The sequence below is a fragment of the Actinoplanes sp. NPDC020271 genome (assembly GCF_044388125.1).
Lineage (GTDB): Bacteria > Actinomycetota > Actinomycetes > Mycobacteriales > Micromonosporaceae > Actinoplanes.
Window position 1 is genome coordinate 43,087 of sequence record NZ_JBIRWQ010000026.1, and the last position, 16,643, is coordinate 59,729.

The window sequence follows — 16,643 nt, forward strand, 5'->3', positions numbered from 1 at the left end:
CGCGAGTCGGAACGGAACAGGTTGCGGTCAGTCGAAGTTCAAGCCGCCGGTGCGGGTGCGCTTGAGCTCGAAGAACCCCGGATAGTTGGCCAGCGTCCGCGCGGCGTCGAAGAGGCGGGCGGCCTCCTCACCACGGGGGATCTTGTTCAGGACCGGGCCGAAGAACGCCACCCCGTCGATGTGGATCGTCGGAGTGCCGACATCCTCGCCGACCGGGTCCATGCCTTCGTGGTGGGACTTGCGCAGGGCCTCGTCCCACTCGGCGGTCTTCGCGGCGGCTGCCAGCGACGCCGGCAGGCCCGCCTCGGCGAGCGCCTCCGGGATCACCGCGTCGAAGTCCTTCTTCTCCTGGTCGTGGATGCGCGTGCCGAGCGCGGTGTAGAGGTCGCCGAGCACCTCCTCGCCGTGCTGCTGAGCGGCGGCGGTCACCACCCGGGCCATGCCGAGCGAGCTGTCGATCAGCTCCCTGTACCACTCCGGGAGCTCGCGGTTCTCGTTCAGGACATAGAGGCTCATGGCGCGGAACCGCAGGTCGAAGTCGCGCAACTGGCGCACCTCGAGGATCCAGCGGGACGTGATCCAGGCGAACGGGCAGGCGGCGTCGAAGTACAGGTCGACGGTGGTCATCAGAAGCTCCTCACTGATTTGTGGCGCTGACGCTAGAGCCCTGATCGGCCGGTGCGGACGCCAATTCTGCCGCAAGTGGATGGACCAATGCATCAGACCGGAGTGGTACCTCAAAAATCAGACCCAGGTCTGACGCCGTTCCTCGCCGGGCCGCCTAACTTTGCCGCCATGGCCATCGCAACCCACGCCACAGCCCGCCGCATCGAGGCCGCCACCAGGCCCGATCGCGACCGGGCCATCGATGCTCTCCGCGCGATCGCCATCCTCGGGGTGGTGCTCGGGCACTGGCTGGTGACCGCTCTCGTCTTCGACGACGGGCCGATTCGAGGTGCCAGTCCACTGCAGTTCCTGCCGGCGCTCACGCCCGTCTCGTGGGTCTTCCAGACCTTGGCGGTCTTCTTCCTGGTGGGCGGGCACGTCGCGGCCGCTGGTCGGTCACGGCGAATCATTCCGTACGGGGATTGGGTCGCGGGACGGCTGAAACGGCTGTTCCGGCCGGTGCTCCTCGTCCTCGCCGTGTGGACGGTCGTGGGCGGCTTCCTCCTGGCCGTCGGATCCGATCCGGCAACCGTCCGCACCCTGGTGATGCTGGTCCTGTCGCCGTTGTGGTTCCTTCTCGTGTTCGCAGCGCTCACCGCGGCGACGCCGCTGGTGGTGCGCTTGCACCCGGCCGTGCCGCTCACCGTCGTGGCGGTCGTCGACCTGTTCCGGATCCAGCTCGGAGCGCCTGCATGGGTGGGCTGGGTCAACCTGGCGGCCGGCTGGCTGGTGCCGTTCGCGGTCGGTGCCCGGTGGCAGCGGATGTCCCGGGGATCGCTGTGGGGTCTCCTGATCGGCGGCACGGCCACGACGATCGTGCTGGTGTGCTGGGCGGGCTATCCGGCCTCGATGGTCGGCGTGCCCGGGGCCGGCTTCTCGAACCTGGCGCCCCCCAGCCTCGCGGCGGTCACGTTCGGCCTGGCCCAGTGCGGTCTCGCCGGCCTGCTTCGGGAGCCGTTGGGGCGCCTGATGCGGCGCCCGGCGTGGTGGGCGGCGGTCGTGCTGGTGAACCTGTTCGCGATGACGATCTTCCTGTGGCATCAGACCGCGATGATCACGGCGGCGGTCGTCACGCGGCTGGCGGTCGGGCCTTTGGCCGGGCTGCACACGAGTCCGGACAGCGCGGTCTGGGTGCTGGAGAGGGTGGGGTGGCTGCCGCTGTTCGCCCTGGTCCTGCTGTTCATCGGCGTGGCGACACGCCGGATCAGGGGGTGATCCCCACGGGATGGGGGAGGTCAGCTCGGCGCGGGTTGGGCCTCGTGGATGCCGTGGCGGGCCATGACCGCGGTTCGGCGGGCGTGGTTGACGGCGCGGACTCGGCGGCCGATGAAGAAGACGTCGATCAGCGTGCCGAGGCCGAGACCGCCGAGCGTGAAGAGCATGACGACGGAAAGGGCGGTGTCACCGAGGTAGAAACGATGGCCGCCGAAGATGCCGGTTGCGCACCAGAGGGCGTACGCGTGCTTGGGGTTCTTCTTGATGGCTTCGTATTCGGATTCGGCGCGCAGCAGGCGGAGGCGGTCCCACTCCGGAAGGGTGACCTGGTCCTGCGGTGATCCCATCCGCGGAACGATAGCGGCCCGCGGCGGTTACGGCTTCCGGGCCACGGCGCCGAACAGGGAGGCTTCGACGGGGGTGGGGTGTTCCTCGGCAGTGGGGTCCGGGCGCCATTCGCTGATCGGGGCGATGCCCGGGGTGACGAAGTCCAGGCCCTCGAAGAACTGGGCGAACTCGGTCCGGGTGCGGGGGTGGACGTCGGAGCGGCCGGAACGGAGGGACTCGTCCCAGCTGGCCTTCAACTCCGGCGTGAGCAGGTCGGTGGTGGCCATGGTCATCGTCAGGTAGCTGCCGGAGGGGAGGGCGTCGACCAGGGTCCGGACGAGTCCGACGGAGTGGGGGTGATCAGGGAGGAAGTGGGCGACGGCGACCAGGATCAGGGCGACCGGCTGGGAGAGGTCCAGGATCTCGAGAGATTCCAAAATCTGCTGCGGGTTGCGCAGGTCCGCCTCCAGATAGCGGGTCTCGCCCTCAGGGGTGCTGGTCAGCAGCGCGCGGGCGTGGACCATCACCATCGGGTCGTTGTCGACGTAGACGATGCGGCTCTCCGGGGCGATCCGCTGCGCGACCTGGTGGGTGTTGTCGGCGGTGGGCAGGCCGGTGCCGATGTCCAGGAACTGGCGCACGCCCGTCTCGCCGGCCAGGAAACCGACCGCACGCTGCAAGAACGCGCGGTTGGCGCGGGCGGCGATGCGGGCGGCGGGGTACGACTCGGCGAGCAGGTCGCCCGACTCCCGGTCGGCGGCGAAATTGTCCTTGCCGCCCAGCCAATAGTTGTAGCGGCGGGCCGGGTGCGGCACCCCGGTGTCGAGCTTGTCGATCGTCACGGCCGAAATCCTAATAGGAACGCGAACTCGCTTGAAACAGGAGCGCGGCCGCACGGCCGGCGGCAGCGCGAACGGGTCGGCCCGGGCGCACGGCGCGCGACGGGGTGGGCGCGCGACGGTGTGGGCGCGCGACGGTGTGGGCGCGCGACGGGGTGGGCATGCGGCGGGGTGGGCATGTGGCGGGGTGGGCACGCGACGGTATAGGCATGCGACGGTGTGGGCGGGTGAGCCGATGAGGAGGGGTGGGGGCGAGCGGGCGGTGATCACGCATAGTGGCTGGTTGAGCGCCTAGAGTGTGGCGATTTGTCGAGAGGGCTGGGACGCGGCAGTATGCACGGGTGCAGCGTTACCGAGTTGGAATCTTGGCTGGTGCGGCGGTCGTGGTGTTCGGCGGTGGTGGCCTGATCTACGCGGGCCTCAACGACGGAGGGCCCGACGGCGGCAGCATCCTGCCCGGAGCACTGAGCGCGGGCGACTCGACGACGGGCCCGAGCGCGGGCGCCGTGGACACGGCGGCGGATGTCAGCGCGTCGCCCTCACCGACCGGGCCGAGCCCTGAGGAACTGGCGAAAGCCGAGCGGGCCAAGCGCGAGAAGCAGCTCACCGCTGCGCTGAAGAAGCTCACGGCGTCGTCGCCCGAGTTCTCGGTCGCGGTTCAGGACAAGAAGACCGGTGAGACGTACGCCTATCGGGGTGACGAGAAGTACGAAACGGCCAGCATCGTCAAGGCTCAGATCCTCGCCTGCATGCTGCTCAAGGACCAGGACGCCGGGCGGGACCCGAGTTCGGCCGAGATGACGCTGGCCAAGCCGATGATCCAGCTCAGCGACAACAATGCGACGACGTCGCTGTTCACGCGGATCGGCGGGAAGACCGCAGTCGGCAAGTGCAACAAGCGACTGGGGCTGACCGAGACCGCGGTGAACACGTCGTGGGGTCTGACCCGGACGACGGTCGACGACCAGATCAAGCTGCTGGGCGAGTTCGTGGACACGAAGGGCCCGCTGGACGCCGACTCGCGCAAGACCGCGTTCAAGCTGATGAACACCGTCAACGCCGCGCAGGACTGGGGCGTTCCGGCGATTGCGAAGAGCGGCGAGACGTTCACCGTGAAGAACGGGTGGGACACGCGCTCCGCGGACGGCGGGCTGTGGGCGGTCAACACCATCGGGCGCGTGACCGACGGTGACGACGTGGACGTGTCGGTGGCGGTGCTGTCGCACAACAACAAGTCCATGCAGAGCGGCATCACCCTGGTCGAGAAGGTCGCCAAGCTGACCCGGCAGTACCTCAAGTACTGAGCCACGGGCTCCGGCGGCTGCGGGCGTCGCGAGGTGCTCGCCGGCGGATGGGCTTCGGCGGCTGCGGGCGTCACACGGTGTGTTCGCCGGGTGGGCGGGGCCCGGGCGGTCGCGGGCCTCACGCGGTGCGTGCGGCTGGGCCCGGATCTGCGGTGGGGATGCGGGACGACGGTGATCAGGGCAGACTGCGCCGGGTGGAGATCAGCGACAACGAATACGGAAAGGGTCTCGTACTCGACGGGCGTTACCGGCTGACCGAACAACTCGGGGCCGGTGGCATGGGCGTCGTCTGGCGGGCGCACGATCACGTGCTGGACCGCTCGGTGGCGGTGAAGCTGGTGGCACCCCAGCATGCGGGGGATCGGCACTCGCGGGAGCGGATCCGGCACGAGGCGCGGGCCGCGGCGGCGCTCGCCCATCCCAACATTGCCCAGGTGTACGACTACGGCGAGACCGACCAGCACGGGCGGCTCCTGCCGTACCTGGTGATCGAACTCGTCCCCGGCGGAACCCTGCACCAGCGGATGGCGGCCGGACCGGTCGCCCCGGCGTTCGCGATGCGCGTCTGTGCCGAGGTCGCGGCGGCGCTGTCCGCGGCCCACGCGGAGGGGCTGGTGCACCGCGACATCAAGCCGGGGAACGTGATGCTCGCGCCGAGCGGGGCCAAGGTCGTCGACTTCGGGATCGCGGCCGCGGTCGACCCGGTCGGCGCGGAGGAGCCGGACGAGGAGTTGCTGGGGACGCCCGCGTACCTGGCCCCGGAACGGCTCGTCGGTGCCCCGGTGGTGCCGGCGTCGGACGTGTACGCGCTCGGGGTCGTGCTGTACGTGCTGCTCAGTGGTCATTCGCCGTGGACCGCGGAGAACACCCGGCAGATGCTGACCGCGCACGTCTACGTCGAACCGGCCGCCCTGCCGTATGTGCCCGGCGTGCCCGCGCATGTGGTGGCCCTGTGCAACCGCTGTCTGGCGAAGGATCCGGCGGTCCGGCCGACCGCGCAGCAGATCGCCTCGGAGTTGGGCGAGGCGGCCGGGCTGCGAGTGGTGCCGGACGACCTGCCGGTGCGCCCGGAACCGTCGACGGCACCCACAACCACGGCGGAAGCGGCGACGACGGTCTTGCGGGTGGCGAGGAACGAGCCCGCGATGGGAGTGCCAGCAGCGGGGAGCGTGCCGGCGGTGGGAGTGCCAGCAGCGGGGAGCGTGCCGGCGGGGGGAGTGCCAGCAGCGGGGAGCGTGCCGGCGGGGGGAGTGCCAGCAGCGGGGAGCACACCTGCGGCCGGAATGCCGGTGGCGCAGAACGAGCCGGCGCCGGGGCGGCGAGCCCCAGGCGTCGAGTCGGCGCCCACGGCGACGACTCGACGCGGGCCGCTGCTCGTGGCCGCGGGAGCGGTCACCCTGGCGGCCGTCGCGGGTGGCTTTCTGTGGTTCCGGGCCGGCGACGCCGATGATCCCGTCGTGGTGGCGGCGGAGTCGCTGCCGCCCGTGGTCCCGCCGCCGGCCAGTGCCGCGCCCGGAAAGTCCCGATCCCCGGAGCCGCAGCAGACCGTGGGGACCGGCCGCTCGGCGCTGCCGCCGGGAACGGGCCTGCCGGTGCCGGCCGCCACCGAAGCCACGAAAGCCACGAAAGCCCCCGTGGGCACGTCGACGTCGGCGGCTTCGACGGCTCCGGTGACGACGAAGCCGACTCCGGGAGCGGTCACCCGCACGCTGTCGTCAAGCGGTGGCACGGTCACCGCTTCCTGCACGTCGGACGGCACGGCCGAACTGCTGTCGTGGACGGCGGCCAAGACGTACAAACTCGATGGGGTTGATCCTGGTCCCGGCCCCGCGCCGACGGTGTCGTTCAAACACGGCTCATCCGTGGTGACCATGACGGTTGCCTGCTCGGACGGGGTGCCGGCGGCTTCGGTCAGCGGGTGAACGTCCGCGCGTAATCCGCGTCGCCCAGGTACTGCAGGTGGTGGCCGGCGGCCAGGCGGCCCGCGAACGCGGCGCTCCCGGCGGCGGCCTCGGCCCGCATGAAGGTGACCATGTGGTGCAGCCGTGCAGCCGTGCAGCCGTGCAGCCGTGCAGCCGTGCAGCCGTGCGGCCACCGCGTCCAGCAGCGTGGCGCGGGACTCCATGCCGTATCGGTCACAGAACAGCTCCAGCCGCTCCGCCTGTTCTGCCCGTGTTCCGTGCGCGTCGGCACTCCCGGGCCCGGTCAGCGGCGCCCACCGGTAGACCGCGTAGGCCACGTCCCACATCCGCGGGCCCGGAAGTCGAGGATCTCGGAGCCGTCCGGAGCGAGACCGCCGCTCGCCTTCATCGCGGACCCGCGCGCGATCGGCGTCGCCGGTGTCGGCCTCGTGGTCGCCGTGTGGCGGCGGCGACGCCTCCTGGCTCTCGTCCGCGGCTGACCGGTACGGTGCGGCGGTGACGGCTCGCCCGCTGATCTTCCTCGACGTCGACGGCACGGTGATCCCGCTCCGGGCCCGTGCCGTGCCGGGGGCGCAGCCGCACGCCAATCCGCTCGTCGCGCGGATCGACCCGGCCGACGGGCCACGCCTGCTGGCTCTCGGCGGGGAGCTGATCTGGGCGACCACCTGGATGGACGAGGCCAACGAGGTCGTCTCGCCCCGGCTCGGTCTGCCCCCGTTGCCGGTCGTGGACTGGCCGGACGAGAACCCGGTGGCGGGACTGCACTGGAAGACCGGCTTCCTGGTGGCGTACGCGGCGGGACGCCCGTTCGTCTGGCTCGACGACGAGGTGACCGATGCTGATCAGCGATGGATCGCGGCCCACCACCGCGGCCGGGCCCTGCTCCGGCGGGTGCATCCGTTCACCGGGCTCGCCGGCGCCGACTTCGCCGCGGTCCGCGCCTGGATCACGATCAACGCGTGAGGGGACGAGATCGGCCCGGGCGCGGCCCAGCAGGCGCGCCGGAGCGGGGCCGCCCGGAGTCCTGGCGGGATGCGCGTAACCTCCGGGGGCTCTCACCAGTAATAACGGGTGTGTCAGGCCAAATTCTCCGCAACGTCGACTTCCCGTTCCCGGATGCCCGCTTTCCCGAGCTGCTCGGCGCTGTGGTGCAGCGCACCGTGCTGATCGGCGAGGAGCCGGCTCGTGTCGTCATCCACGACGAGCACAACGACTGGCTGGTCGGCGACGGCGTCAACGATCCGAACCTGCCCGGCGCCAGCGTGCTGGCCTGCATCAGTCACCTCGCCGAGGACGATCCGGCGGTCGCCGAGCTGGTCACGCTGCCGATCGGGCACGCCGCCACCCGCGACGACCCGGCCAAGCCGTGGACCGTCACGCCGCACGAGTGGCCCGACGACGACCACCACTGACACCACCTGTCCCGCGACGGATTCGCACCGGTTCGGCAATCATGGGGAAGGGCCGGGTTGCCGACCGTGCAGTCGTGGAAATCGCTGCCTACACCTCCGCCTGGTATGTCCGCCATCCGGACGGCGCGCTGAGCGCGATGTTCGCCCTCGACGGCAGGGCGCCGGCCGACCCCCGTCCGCCCGTCTCTGTTCCTGTTCCGGCCGCCGCCGGCAAGAAGGTTGTGACGGAAGGTCCCGAATAGTCCTCACTCACCCCGCCTGAAGGCCGATCATGGGTGAGAGGGGGTGCGCCATGCGCTGGATCATCGCCGCGTCGATGGTGCTCGCCACGGCCGCCGGCTGCAGCAGCAGTACGGACGAGACGACCGTCGAGCAGCCGGATCGAGGCACCATCGGCATCGCGATGCCGACCACCAAGTCGGCCCGCTGGGTCGGTGACGGCAAGAGCATCGCGCAGCAGTTCGAGCTGCTCGGCTACAAGACCGATCTGCAGTACGCCGAGGACGACGTCGACAAGCAGATCAGCCAGATCAAGGCGATGATCACCGGCGGCGAGAAGGCGCTGGTCGTCGGCGCGATCGACGGGACCGCGCTCAAGGACGTGCTGGCCAGCGCCGCCACCGCCAAGGTCCCGGTGATCTCCTACGACCGGCTGATCCGCGACACCCCGAACATCACCTACTACGCCACCTTCGACAACTTCAAGGTCGGTGTCCTGCAGGCGAACTCCATCGTCAAGGCGTTGAAGCTGAGCAGTACCGGTGGAACCGACAACATCGAATTGTTCGCGGGCTCCGCCGACGACAACAACGCCACGTTCTTCTTCAACGGCGCCATGAGCATTTTGACGCCGTACCTCACCTCGGGTCGTCTGAAAGTCGTGTCCGGCGAGACCGCTTTCAAGACGGTCGCCACCCAGCGATGGGACGGTGCGGTCGCCAAGAAGCGGATGCAGCGCCTGCTGGCCGGGCCGCTGCGCGGCAAGACCGTCAATGCGATTCTTTCCCCGTACGACGGTTTGAGTCGCGGCATCATCGAGGCGCTCCAGGAGAACGGCTACAAGAAACTGCCCGTGGTCACGGGACAGGACGCCGAACTGGAGTCGGTGAAACTGATCGTCAACGGCACGCAGACCGAGACGGTCTACAAGGACACCCGCGAACTGGCGAAAGTGGCTGTCCAGATGACGAACTCGTTGCTACTCGGCGGAGTGCCCGAGGTCAACGACGAGAAGCAGTACGACAACGGCGTCAAGGTGGTCCCGACGTTCCTGCTGCAGCCGGTGAACGTGGACCGCACCAACTACGAGCGGGTGCTGGTCGACGGCGGGTACTACACCGCCGACCAGCTGGCGGGATGATCCGATGATCCAGCGCTTTCTCGACCTGTCGGTCCGCACCAAACTGACCGTCCTCGTCGCCGCCAGCCTGGTGGCGCTGGCCCTCTGCCTCGGCGTCACGGTGTTCAACAGCAACACCGCCGACAACACGGCCCGCGACCTGGAGAACCTCAACTCGGCCAGCGCGCTCGTCCTGCAACTGGACCGCGAGGCCAGCGAGATGCGCGCCAACGGCATCCAGGCGATCGTCCGCAGCGACCCGGCCAAACAGGGTGACCTGCTCAAGGAACGGGTCGTCTCGGCCAACGAACTGCTGACCAAGCTCGAGGCGATCGACCTGCCCAGCGGCCTGGACGCGGCGGTCGGCCGGATCAAGGCGGTGACCGCCGACTACACGGCCACGCTGACCCGGTTCGTCGCCTCGGCCGCCGCCGACCAGGCCGGCGCCCGGCTCGCCTGGGAACAGGTCGGCGTCGACAACTACCTGATGAGCGCGGTCCTCGCCAACGAGCGGGCGCTGTTCCTGGACACCGTCGCCAAGGCCAACGCGAACGCCGAGCACCGCCGGGCGAACGCCGAACACGTCCTGTGGCTGGCCGTCTCCCTCGCCGCGATCGCCGTGATCGTGCTGGCCAACCTGATCGTCCGCTCGATCACCCGGCCGTTGCAGCGGGTCCGGGCCGCGCTGCAGGCGATGGCCGGCGGTGACCTGACCGTCGCCGCCGACGTCCGCGGACAGGACGAAGTCGGCCAGATGGCCCGCGCGCTCGACGAGGCGCAGGCCAACACCCGCCGCGTCGTCTCCTCGGTGGCCGGCTCCGCGCAGGCCGTCGCCGCCGCGGCCGAGCAGCTCACCGCCACCGCCAGCACCATGTCGCTCTCCGCCGAACAGGCCGCCGCCCAGGCACAGACCGCCTCGGCCGCCGCGTCCAGCGTCAACGACAACGTCTCCAACGTCTCCCAGGGCACCGAGCAGATGGGCGTCTCCATCCGCGACATCGCCCACAACGCCACCGAAGCCGCCCGGGTCGCCGCACAGGCCGTCTCGGTCGCCGACGCGACCACCGCCCAGGTCGGCAAGCTCGGCGAGTCGTCGGCCGAGATCGCCGAGGTCATCAAGGTGATCACCAGCATCGCCGAGCAGACCAACCTGCTCGCGCTGAACGCCACCATCGAAGCGGCCCGGGCCGGGGAACTCGGCAAAGGCTTCGCGGTCGTCGCCGGCGAGGTCAAGGAACTCGCCCAGGAAACCGCCCGCGCCACCGACGACATCTCCCGCCGCGTCCAGGCGATCCAGGCCGACACGGCCGGCGCGGTCAGCGCCATCGGGGAGATCACCTCGGTCATCGCCAGCATCAACGAGTTCCAGGCGACGATCGCGGCCGCGGTGGCCGAGCAGACCGCCACCACCGAGCAGATGACCCACAACGTGGCGCTGGCCGCGTCGGGGGCGGGCGACATCGCCGCCAACATCAACGGGCTGGCCACGGCGACTCAGGTGAGCACGGAAGGTATCGCGCAGTCGCAGCAGGCGGTGACCGAGCTGAGCACGATGGCCAACAACCTCCAGACGCTGGTCAGCCACTTCCGCTACTGACCGGCCGCGGGCCGTACTTTTTCTCATGCCGAGCAGCACGCCGTCCGGCGCCCGCACCAACCTGGCGGATGTGCTCGCCGTTCTGGGGCTGACCGACCGCGCGGGTGCACGATGGTGGATCGACGAGGGCTGGGGGGTCGACGCGCTGCTGGGTGGTCGGACCCGGGAGCACGGGGATCTCGACGTCGCGCTGGAAGCCCGGCCACCTGGGCGCGCTGCTCCGCTGAGCCCCACGCCGGCTGCCCGGCGCGGGGGCGACGGTCCACCCGGGGTTACGCGGGGCGGGTGGCGAAGGCGGCGTCGAAGGCGGCGGACGGCGGGTCGAAGAGGTTGCGGCGGACGAACTCCAGGGCGGAGGGGGCGCCGACGAGACGGTCCATTCCGGCGTCCTCCCATTCGACGGAGATCGGGCCGGTGTAGCCGATCGCGTTCAGCGCCCGGAAGCAGCGTTCCCACGGGACGTCGCCGTGGCCGGTCGACACGAAGTCCCATCCGCGGCGCAGGTCGGCCCAGGGGAGGTGGGACCCGAGGCGACCGTTGCGCCCGTCGCCGACGGCGAGTTTCACGTCCTTGCAGTCGACGTGGTAGATGCGGTCGGCGAACTCGAGGATGAAGCCGGCCGGGTCGAGGTCCTGCCAGACGAAGTGGGACGGGTCCCAGTTCAGGCCGAACGCGGGTCGATGGCCGACGGCTTCCAGGGTGCGGCGGGTGGTCCAGTAGTCGTACGCGATCTCGGAGGGGTGGACCTCGTGCGCGAAGCGCACGCCGACGGAGTCGAACACGTCGAGGATCGGGTTCCACCGGTCGGCGAAGTCCTGGTAACCGGCGTCGATCATGGCGGTGGTGACCGGCGGGAACATGGCGACGTATTTCCAGATGGACGAGCCGGTGAAGCCGACGACCGTGTCCACGCCGAGCGCGGCGGCGGTGCGGGCGGTGTCCGTCATGGCCGAGGCCGCGCGCTGCCGGACGCCTTCGGGTGAGCCGTCGCCCCAGACCGCGGGCGGCAGGATGTCCTGGTGGCGCTGGTCGATCGGGTCGTCGCAGACCGCCTGCCCGGTCAGATGGTTGGAGATCGCATGAACTTTCAGCCCGTACCTGTCCAAGATCTCGCGACGTGAGCTGATGTATCCGGCGTCGGTCGCACCGAGCGCGACGTCCAGGTGATCACCCCAGCAGGCGATCTCCAGGCCGTCGTAGCCCCAGCCCGACGCGAGACGGCACACCTCCTCGAACGGCAGATCGGCCCACTGGCCGGTGAACAGAGTGATCGGGCGAGTCATGAGGCCCCTTCCAGAGAGATCCACGAAGACGTCTCGGCGGACCGGGCCACGGCGTCGAGAACCAGTTGGACCTGTAGCGCGTCGGCGAACGACGGCGCCGGATCGTCCCCGGCCGCGATTGCCCGGACCAGGTCGTACGCCTGATGGGTGAACGTGTGCTCGTAACCGATCAGGTGTCCCGGCGGCCACCACGCCGACATGTACGGATGCGTCGGCTCGGTCACGAGGATGCGGGTGAACCCCTGCTCGTCGACGGGCCGGGTACCGTCGAAGAAGGAGAGCTCGTTCATCCGCTCGAAGTCGAAGACCAGCGACCCCTGCGAGCCGTTGATCTCCACTTGCAGGCCGTTCTTGCGACCGGTGGCGAAGCGGGTCGCCTCGTAGGTGGCGACCACGCCGTCGCCGAGCCGGGCCAGGAACAGCACGGCGTCGTCCACGGTCACGTCACCGAACTCCGGCGAGCCGGCCGACGCGGACAGGCCCGACGACGCGGCGGGCAGCGGCCGCTTCTTCACGAAGGTCGACGTCAGGGCGCTCACCGAGGTGATCGACAGGCCGGTGACGAACTGGGTCAGGTCGACGATGTGCGCGCCGATGTCACCCAGTGCCCCGGAACCGGCGACCTCCTTCCGCAGTCGCCAGACCAGCGGGAACTCCGGATCCACGATCCAGTCCTGCAGGTAGGACGCCCGGACGTGCCGGATCGTGCCGACCCTTCCGTCGGCGATCATCCGCTTCATGAGGGCGACGGCGGGGACGCGGCGGTAGTTGAAGCCGCACATCGCCCGTACCCCCGATCGTCTTGCCTCATCGGCGGCCGCGACCATCGAGCGGGCCTCGGCCACCGAATTGGCCAGGGGTTTCTCGCAGAGCACGTGTTTGCCGGCGGCGAGCGCGGCGATGGCGATCTCGGCGTGCACGTCGCCCGGCGCGCAGATGTCGATCAGGTCGACGTCGTCGCGTTTCAGCAGCGTGCGCCAGTCGTCGGTGTGCCCGGCCCAGCCGAGCCGGCCGGCCGCGGCGGCGACCGCCGTCGCGGACCGGCCGCTGAGCACCTGCATGGTGACCGGCGCCGGCAGGTCGTAGACGTGGTTGACCGTGCGCCACGCCTGCGAGTGCGCGGCCCCCATGAACGCGTAGCCGACCATGCCGACGCGCAGCGGTTCCGACATCTGTGCTCCTAGAAGCCGAGCTTCGCGTACTTCGAAGCGTTGTCCTTGGTGATCGTTTCCGAGGCGAGCGTGATCTCCTTCGGCACCTGCAGCTCGACCAGGTCGGACATGCCCCGGCCCTGGCCGATCAGCCGGGCCAGGCTGATCGCCGACGACGCCATCGACGGGCTGTAGGTGACCGTCGCCTTGAGCACGGTGTCGTCCTTGGTGATCTGATCGATCGCGGCCTTCGAGCCGGCGCCGCCGACCATGAAGAACTCGTTGCGGTTGGCCTGTTTGATCGCGGCGAGCACGCCGATGCCCTGGTCGTCGTCGTGGTTCCAGAGCGCGTCCATCTTCGGCAGGGCCTGCAGCAGCGCGGTCGCGGCGGCCTGCCCGGAGTCGGCGGTGAACTCGGCCGGGCGCCGGTTGGCGACCTTGAACCCGAACGTGGCGAGGGCGTCGTTGAAGCCCTTGGTGCGCTCCTGGGTGAGTTCCAGGGAGTCGATGCCGGGAATCTCGCCGATGATCGGGTTGCTGACGCCCTTGGCCTTGAGCTGCTCACCGATGTACTGCCCGGCGGCCAGCCCCATGCCGTAGTTGTCACCCTTGATCTGCAGCCGGTACGCGGCCGCCGACGGGAACGCGCGGTCCAGGTTGACCACCGGGATGCCGGCCTTCATCGCCTCGAGCCCGGTCGCGTTCAGCTCCTTGCCGTCGTGCGGGAGCATGACGATCACATTCGGCTTCTGCGCGATCAGGGTGGAGAGGGCGGCGCGCTGGGCGGCGGCGTCGGCGCCGGCTTCGACCGGGCGCAGTTCCACGTCGGAGTACGCCGCGGCCTGCGCTTTCGCGTTGTTGGTGATCGCCGCGATCCAGCCGTGGTCGGCGGCCGGCGCGGAGAATCCGATGATCACTTTCTGACCGGGGGCGGCGTTCGGGTTCTGCCCGACGGTGTCGGTCTTCACCTGCGTGTTGTCGCCGGTGTCGTTGCTGGTGCAGGCGGTGAGCGCCAGGCCGGCGCCGGCTGCCGCGCTGCCGAGAAGGATGCGCCTACGACTTATCGGTGTCATTTCTCCTCCTGAGGAGGTTGGTGAGGGAGCGGTAGCGGAACTGCTGAAGGAGCACGGCGGCCACGATGATGCCGCCCTTGACCATGTTCTGGACCTCGGTGGCGAGGTTGTTGATGGCGAACAGGTTGGTGATCGTGGAGAACACCAGCACCCCGAAGAGGGCGCCGACGATGGTGCCGCGGCCGCCGGAGAGCAGCGTGCCGCCGATGATCGCCGCGGCGATCGCGTCGAGTTCGTAGAGGTTGGCCATCGCCGCCTGGGCGCTGGTGGCCTGCGAGGTCAGCATGATCGCGGCGATTCCGCAGCACAGCCCGGAGAGCACGTAGAGCAGCAGCGTGTGCCGCTTGACGTTGATGCCGGCGAGCCGGGCCGCCTCCGGGTTGCCGCCGACCGCGACCGTGCGCCGGCCGAACGTCGTCCGGTTCAGCAGCACCCAGCCCGCCGCGACGACCAGCGCCAGGATCCAGACGAGCAACGGGATCCCGATCAGTTTCGTGGTGGCGATGCCGTTGATCGTGTCGTTCGCGGAGACCTGCGTCTGCTTGCCGGAGATCTGGGCGGCCAGACCGCGGGCCGAGACCAGCATGGCGAGCGTCGCGATGAAAGGAACCAATTTGCCGTACGCGATGAGCGCGCCATTGACCAGCCCCACGGCGACTCCCACGACGAGCGCGGTGAAGACCATGCCGCCCGCGCCGTAGCTCTGCGTCGCCAGGGTGGTCGACCACACCCCGGCCAGCGCGATGATCGCGCCCACCGACAGGTCGATCCCACCCCCGATGATCACGAACGTCATGCCGACCGTGACCACGCCGATCGCCGACGCCTGCTGCAGGATCGTGAGGATGTTGTTCTTCACCCAGGACGGGTCGGAGTAGAGCTCGGGCCGGGTCACCACGCCGATCACGATCAGCGCGATCAGCACCCCGGCCAGGCCGAGGTTGCGCAGCAGCCCGTCGTTGTCGGTCTTGCGCGGGAGTGCGGCTTCGGCGGTCATGCGGCTTCGCCCTCCATCAGCGACCCCGCCATCACGAGGTCGAGCACGGTGTCCTCGTCCAGTTCGCCGGCCGGCGCCTCGTGGATCAGCCGGCCCTCGCGCATCACCAGCACCCGGTCGGCGAGCCCGAGCACCTCCGGCACCTCGCTGGAGACCAGCAGCACGCCCACCCCGGTCGCCGCGAGATCGTGAATGACCTGGTAGAGCTCGGCCCGGGCGCCGACGTCGACGCCCCGGGTCGGTTCGTCGAGCAGCAGCAGCCGGGTGTTCTCCTTGAGCAGCCACCGGCCGACGACGACCTTCTGCTGGTTGCCGCCGGAAAGGGTGCGGGCCGGGCGGTCCACGTCGCGCGGGCGCAGGTCCAGCCGGTCGGCGGTGCGCCCGGCGGCGGCCCGCTCGTCGCGGTCGGCGGTGAACCCGGCCCGGGCGAAACCGGTGAACGAGGCCAGGGTCATGTTCTTGTAGACCGGCTCGTCGAGCAGCAGCGCCTGGCTCTTGCGCTCCTCGGGGGCCATGCCCATGCCGTGCCGGACCGCGCTGCCGACGCCGGTGATCCGGTGACCGTTCAGGGTCACCGTGCCGCGGTCGGCCCGGCGTGCCCCGAAGATCGTTTCGAGGAGTTCCGAGCGGCCGGAGCCGACCAGGCCGGCGATGCCGACGATCTCGCCGGGGCGGACCGTCAGGTTGACGTCGGCGAACTCTCCGGCCCGGGTGAGGTTCTCGGTGGTGAGGATCGGTGACGTCTCTTCCTCGGCGGCCAGCCGCGGCGGGAAGACGTACTCGAAGGATCGTCCGGTCATCCTGCCGACGAGTTCCCTGGTCGGCGTGGTGGCGGGCAGACCCGCGGCAGTCGTGCGGCCGTCCTTGAGGACCGTGACGCGGTCACCGATCTCGCGGATCTCGGCGAGCCGGTGCGAGATGTAGACGACCGCGATGCCGTTCGCGGTCAGCTCCCGGATGATCCGGAACAGGTTCGCCACCTCGTCGTGGGCCAGCACCGCGCTCGGCTCGTCCATCACGATCAGCCGGGCGTCATGGGAGAGGGCGCGGGCCATGCTGACGATCTGCTTCCCCGCAGCGGGGAGATCCCGGATCAGGCGGCGCGGCGAGATCTCCGGGTGACCGAGTTTGGTCAGGATCGCGCGGGTCTGTGCGGCGGCGCTGCGACGCCGGGTGAACCCGAACCGGGACGGCTCGTGCCCGAGGAACGCGTTCTCCGCCACCGACAGGTCGTCGACCAGGTCCAACTCCTGGTAGATGGTGGCGATCCCGGCACGCATCGCGGCCTGCGGACTGGACGGCGCGAACGGCTCGCCCCGCCACCGGACCTCGCCCGCGTCGGCATGGTGAACCCCGGCGAGGACCTTGATCAGCGTGGACTTCCCGGCGCCGTTCTGCCCCAGCAGGCAATGAACTTCACCTTCAAGAACATTGAGGTGTACGCCGTCAAGCGCGCGAACCCCCGGAAACGTCTTCACCACGTCGGTGAGCGTGAGGATCTCGCTCATGCCGCCACCT

General features: G+C 69.9%; 16 protein-coding genes and 1 pseudogene. 9 read left to right on the forward strand and 8 right to left on the reverse strand.

Features of this window, described 5'->3' with window-relative positions; translation table 11 throughout:
* Positions 1-27 precede the first annotated feature (27 nt).
* A complete protein-coding gene (locus tag ACH442_RS38245) occupies positions 28-627 on the reverse strand; it encodes a DsbA family protein (RefSeq protein WP_396343000.1) in 600 nt (199 codons plus the stop codon).
* Positions 628-795: 168 nt separating this feature from the next.
* Here ACH442_RS38245 and ACH442_RS38250 point away from each other — a divergent pair, with 168 nt between their 5' ends.
* A complete protein-coding gene (locus ACH442_RS38250) occupies positions 796-1,881 on the forward strand; it encodes an acyltransferase (protein WP_396343001.1) in 1,086 nt (361 codons plus the stop codon).
* A 20-nt stretch (positions 1,882-1,901) separates the two neighbouring features.
* Here the strand turns inward: ACH442_RS38250 and ACH442_RS38255 are convergent, their stop codons facing one another.
* Positions 1,902-2,228 (reverse strand): TM2 domain-containing protein, encoded by a 327-nt coding sequence (locus ACH442_RS38255; protein ID WP_396343002.1) that lies wholly within the window; start codon positions 2,226-2,228, stop codon positions 1,902-1,904.
* Positions 2,229-2,255: 27 nt separating this feature from the next.
* Entirely contained in the window at positions 2,256-3,050 is a 795-nt protein-coding gene (locus tag ACH442_RS38260; protein WP_396343003.1) for an SAM-dependent methyltransferase, read from the reverse strand.
* 380 nt (positions 3,051-3,430) lie between these two features.
* On the opposite strand from ACH442_RS38260, the gene ACH442_RS38265 reads away from it, so the two are divergent.
* The 8 genes and pseudogenes from ACH442_RS38265 to ACH442_RS38300 all read left to right on the forward strand — a co-directional run.
* A complete protein-coding gene (locus ACH442_RS38265; protein ID WP_396343082.1) occupies positions 3,431-4,351 on the forward strand; it encodes a serine hydrolase in 921 nt (306 codons plus the stop codon).
* A gap of 158 nt (positions 4,352-4,509) precedes the next feature.
* On the forward strand, positions 4,510-6,273 hold the full coding sequence (locus ACH442_RS38270) for a protein kinase (RefSeq protein ID WP_396343083.1): 1,764 nt from the start codon (positions 4,510-4,512) through the stop codon (positions 6,271-6,273).
* 495 nt (positions 6,274-6,768) lie between these two features.
* Positions 6,769-7,236, forward strand: coding sequence for a hypothetical protein (locus ACH442_RS38275; RefSeq protein WP_396343004.1), 468 nt, complete (start codon positions 6,769-6,771; stop codon positions 7,234-7,236).
* Between the two features lie 110 nt (positions 7,237-7,346).
* The gene (locus ACH442_RS38280) at positions 7,347-7,685 is read left to right on the forward strand and encodes a hypothetical protein (RefSeq protein ID WP_396343005.1); all 339 of its coding nucleotides are present in this window, start codon (positions 7,347-7,349) and stop codon (positions 7,683-7,685) included.
* A 74-nt stretch (positions 7,686-7,759) separates the two neighbouring features.
* Positions 7,760-7,927: a hypothetical protein gene (locus ACH442_RS38285; protein WP_396343006.1), complete on the forward strand. Its 168-nt coding sequence runs from the start codon at positions 7,760-7,762 to the stop codon at positions 7,925-7,927.
* 50 nt (positions 7,928-7,977) lie between these two features.
* Positions 7,978-9,045 carry a multiple monosaccharide ABC transporter substrate-binding protein gene (gene chvE / locus ACH442_RS38290; protein ID WP_396343007.1) on the forward strand — a complete coding sequence of 356 codons (1,068 nt, stop codon included), beginning with the start codon at positions 7,978-7,980 and terminating at the stop codon, positions 9,043-9,045.
* A gap of 4 nt (positions 9,046-9,049) precedes the next feature.
* A complete protein-coding gene (locus tag ACH442_RS38295; protein WP_396343008.1) occupies positions 9,050-10,621 on the forward strand; it encodes a methyl-accepting chemotaxis protein in 1,572 nt (523 codons plus the stop codon).
* A 25-nt stretch (positions 10,622-10,646) separates the two neighbouring features.
* Positions 10,647-10,808: pseudogene (locus ACH442_RS38300) on the forward strand (nucleotidyltransferase domain-containing protein); the annotation flags it as partial.
* Positions 10,809-10,893: 85 nt separating this feature from the next.
* Here ACH442_RS38300 and ACH442_RS38305 read toward each other — a convergent pair.
* Genes ACH442_RS38305 through ACH442_RS38325 form a run of 5 tightly spaced genes read right to left on the reverse strand, consistent with a single transcriptional unit; the run spans position 10,894 to position 16,633 of the window.
* Positions 10,894-11,904 carry a sugar phosphate isomerase/epimerase family protein gene (locus tag ACH442_RS38305; RefSeq protein WP_396343009.1) on the reverse strand — a complete coding sequence of 337 codons (1,011 nt, stop codon included), beginning with the start codon at positions 11,902-11,904 and terminating at the stop codon, positions 10,894-10,896.
* Positions 11,901-13,076, reverse strand: a complete 1,176-nt coding sequence (locus ACH442_RS38310) for a Gfo/Idh/MocA family protein (RefSeq protein WP_396343010.1) — start codon at positions 13,074-13,076, stop codon at positions 11,901-11,903. Before ACH442_RS38310 ends, ACH442_RS38305 begins: the two co-directional genes overlap by 4 nt.
* 8 nt (positions 13,077-13,084) lie before the next feature.
* Positions 13,085-14,128: a substrate-binding domain-containing protein gene (locus ACH442_RS38315; RefSeq protein ID WP_396343011.1), complete on the reverse strand. Its 1,044-nt coding sequence runs from the start codon at positions 14,126-14,128 to the stop codon at positions 13,085-13,087.
* Positions 14,109-15,125 carry an ABC transporter permease gene (locus ACH442_RS38320; RefSeq protein ID WP_396343012.1) on the reverse strand — a complete coding sequence of 339 codons (1,017 nt, stop codon included), beginning with the start codon at positions 15,123-15,125 and terminating at the stop codon, positions 14,109-14,111. Before ACH442_RS38320 ends, ACH442_RS38315 begins: the two co-directional genes overlap by 20 nt.
* On the reverse strand, positions 15,122-16,633 hold the full coding sequence (locus ACH442_RS38325) for a sugar ABC transporter ATP-binding protein (protein ID WP_396343013.1): 1,512 nt from the start codon (positions 16,631-16,633) through the stop codon (positions 15,122-15,124). The genes ACH442_RS38320 and ACH442_RS38325 overlap by 4 nt, the downstream gene beginning before the upstream one ends.
* Positions 16,634-16,643: the final 10 nt, after the last annotated feature.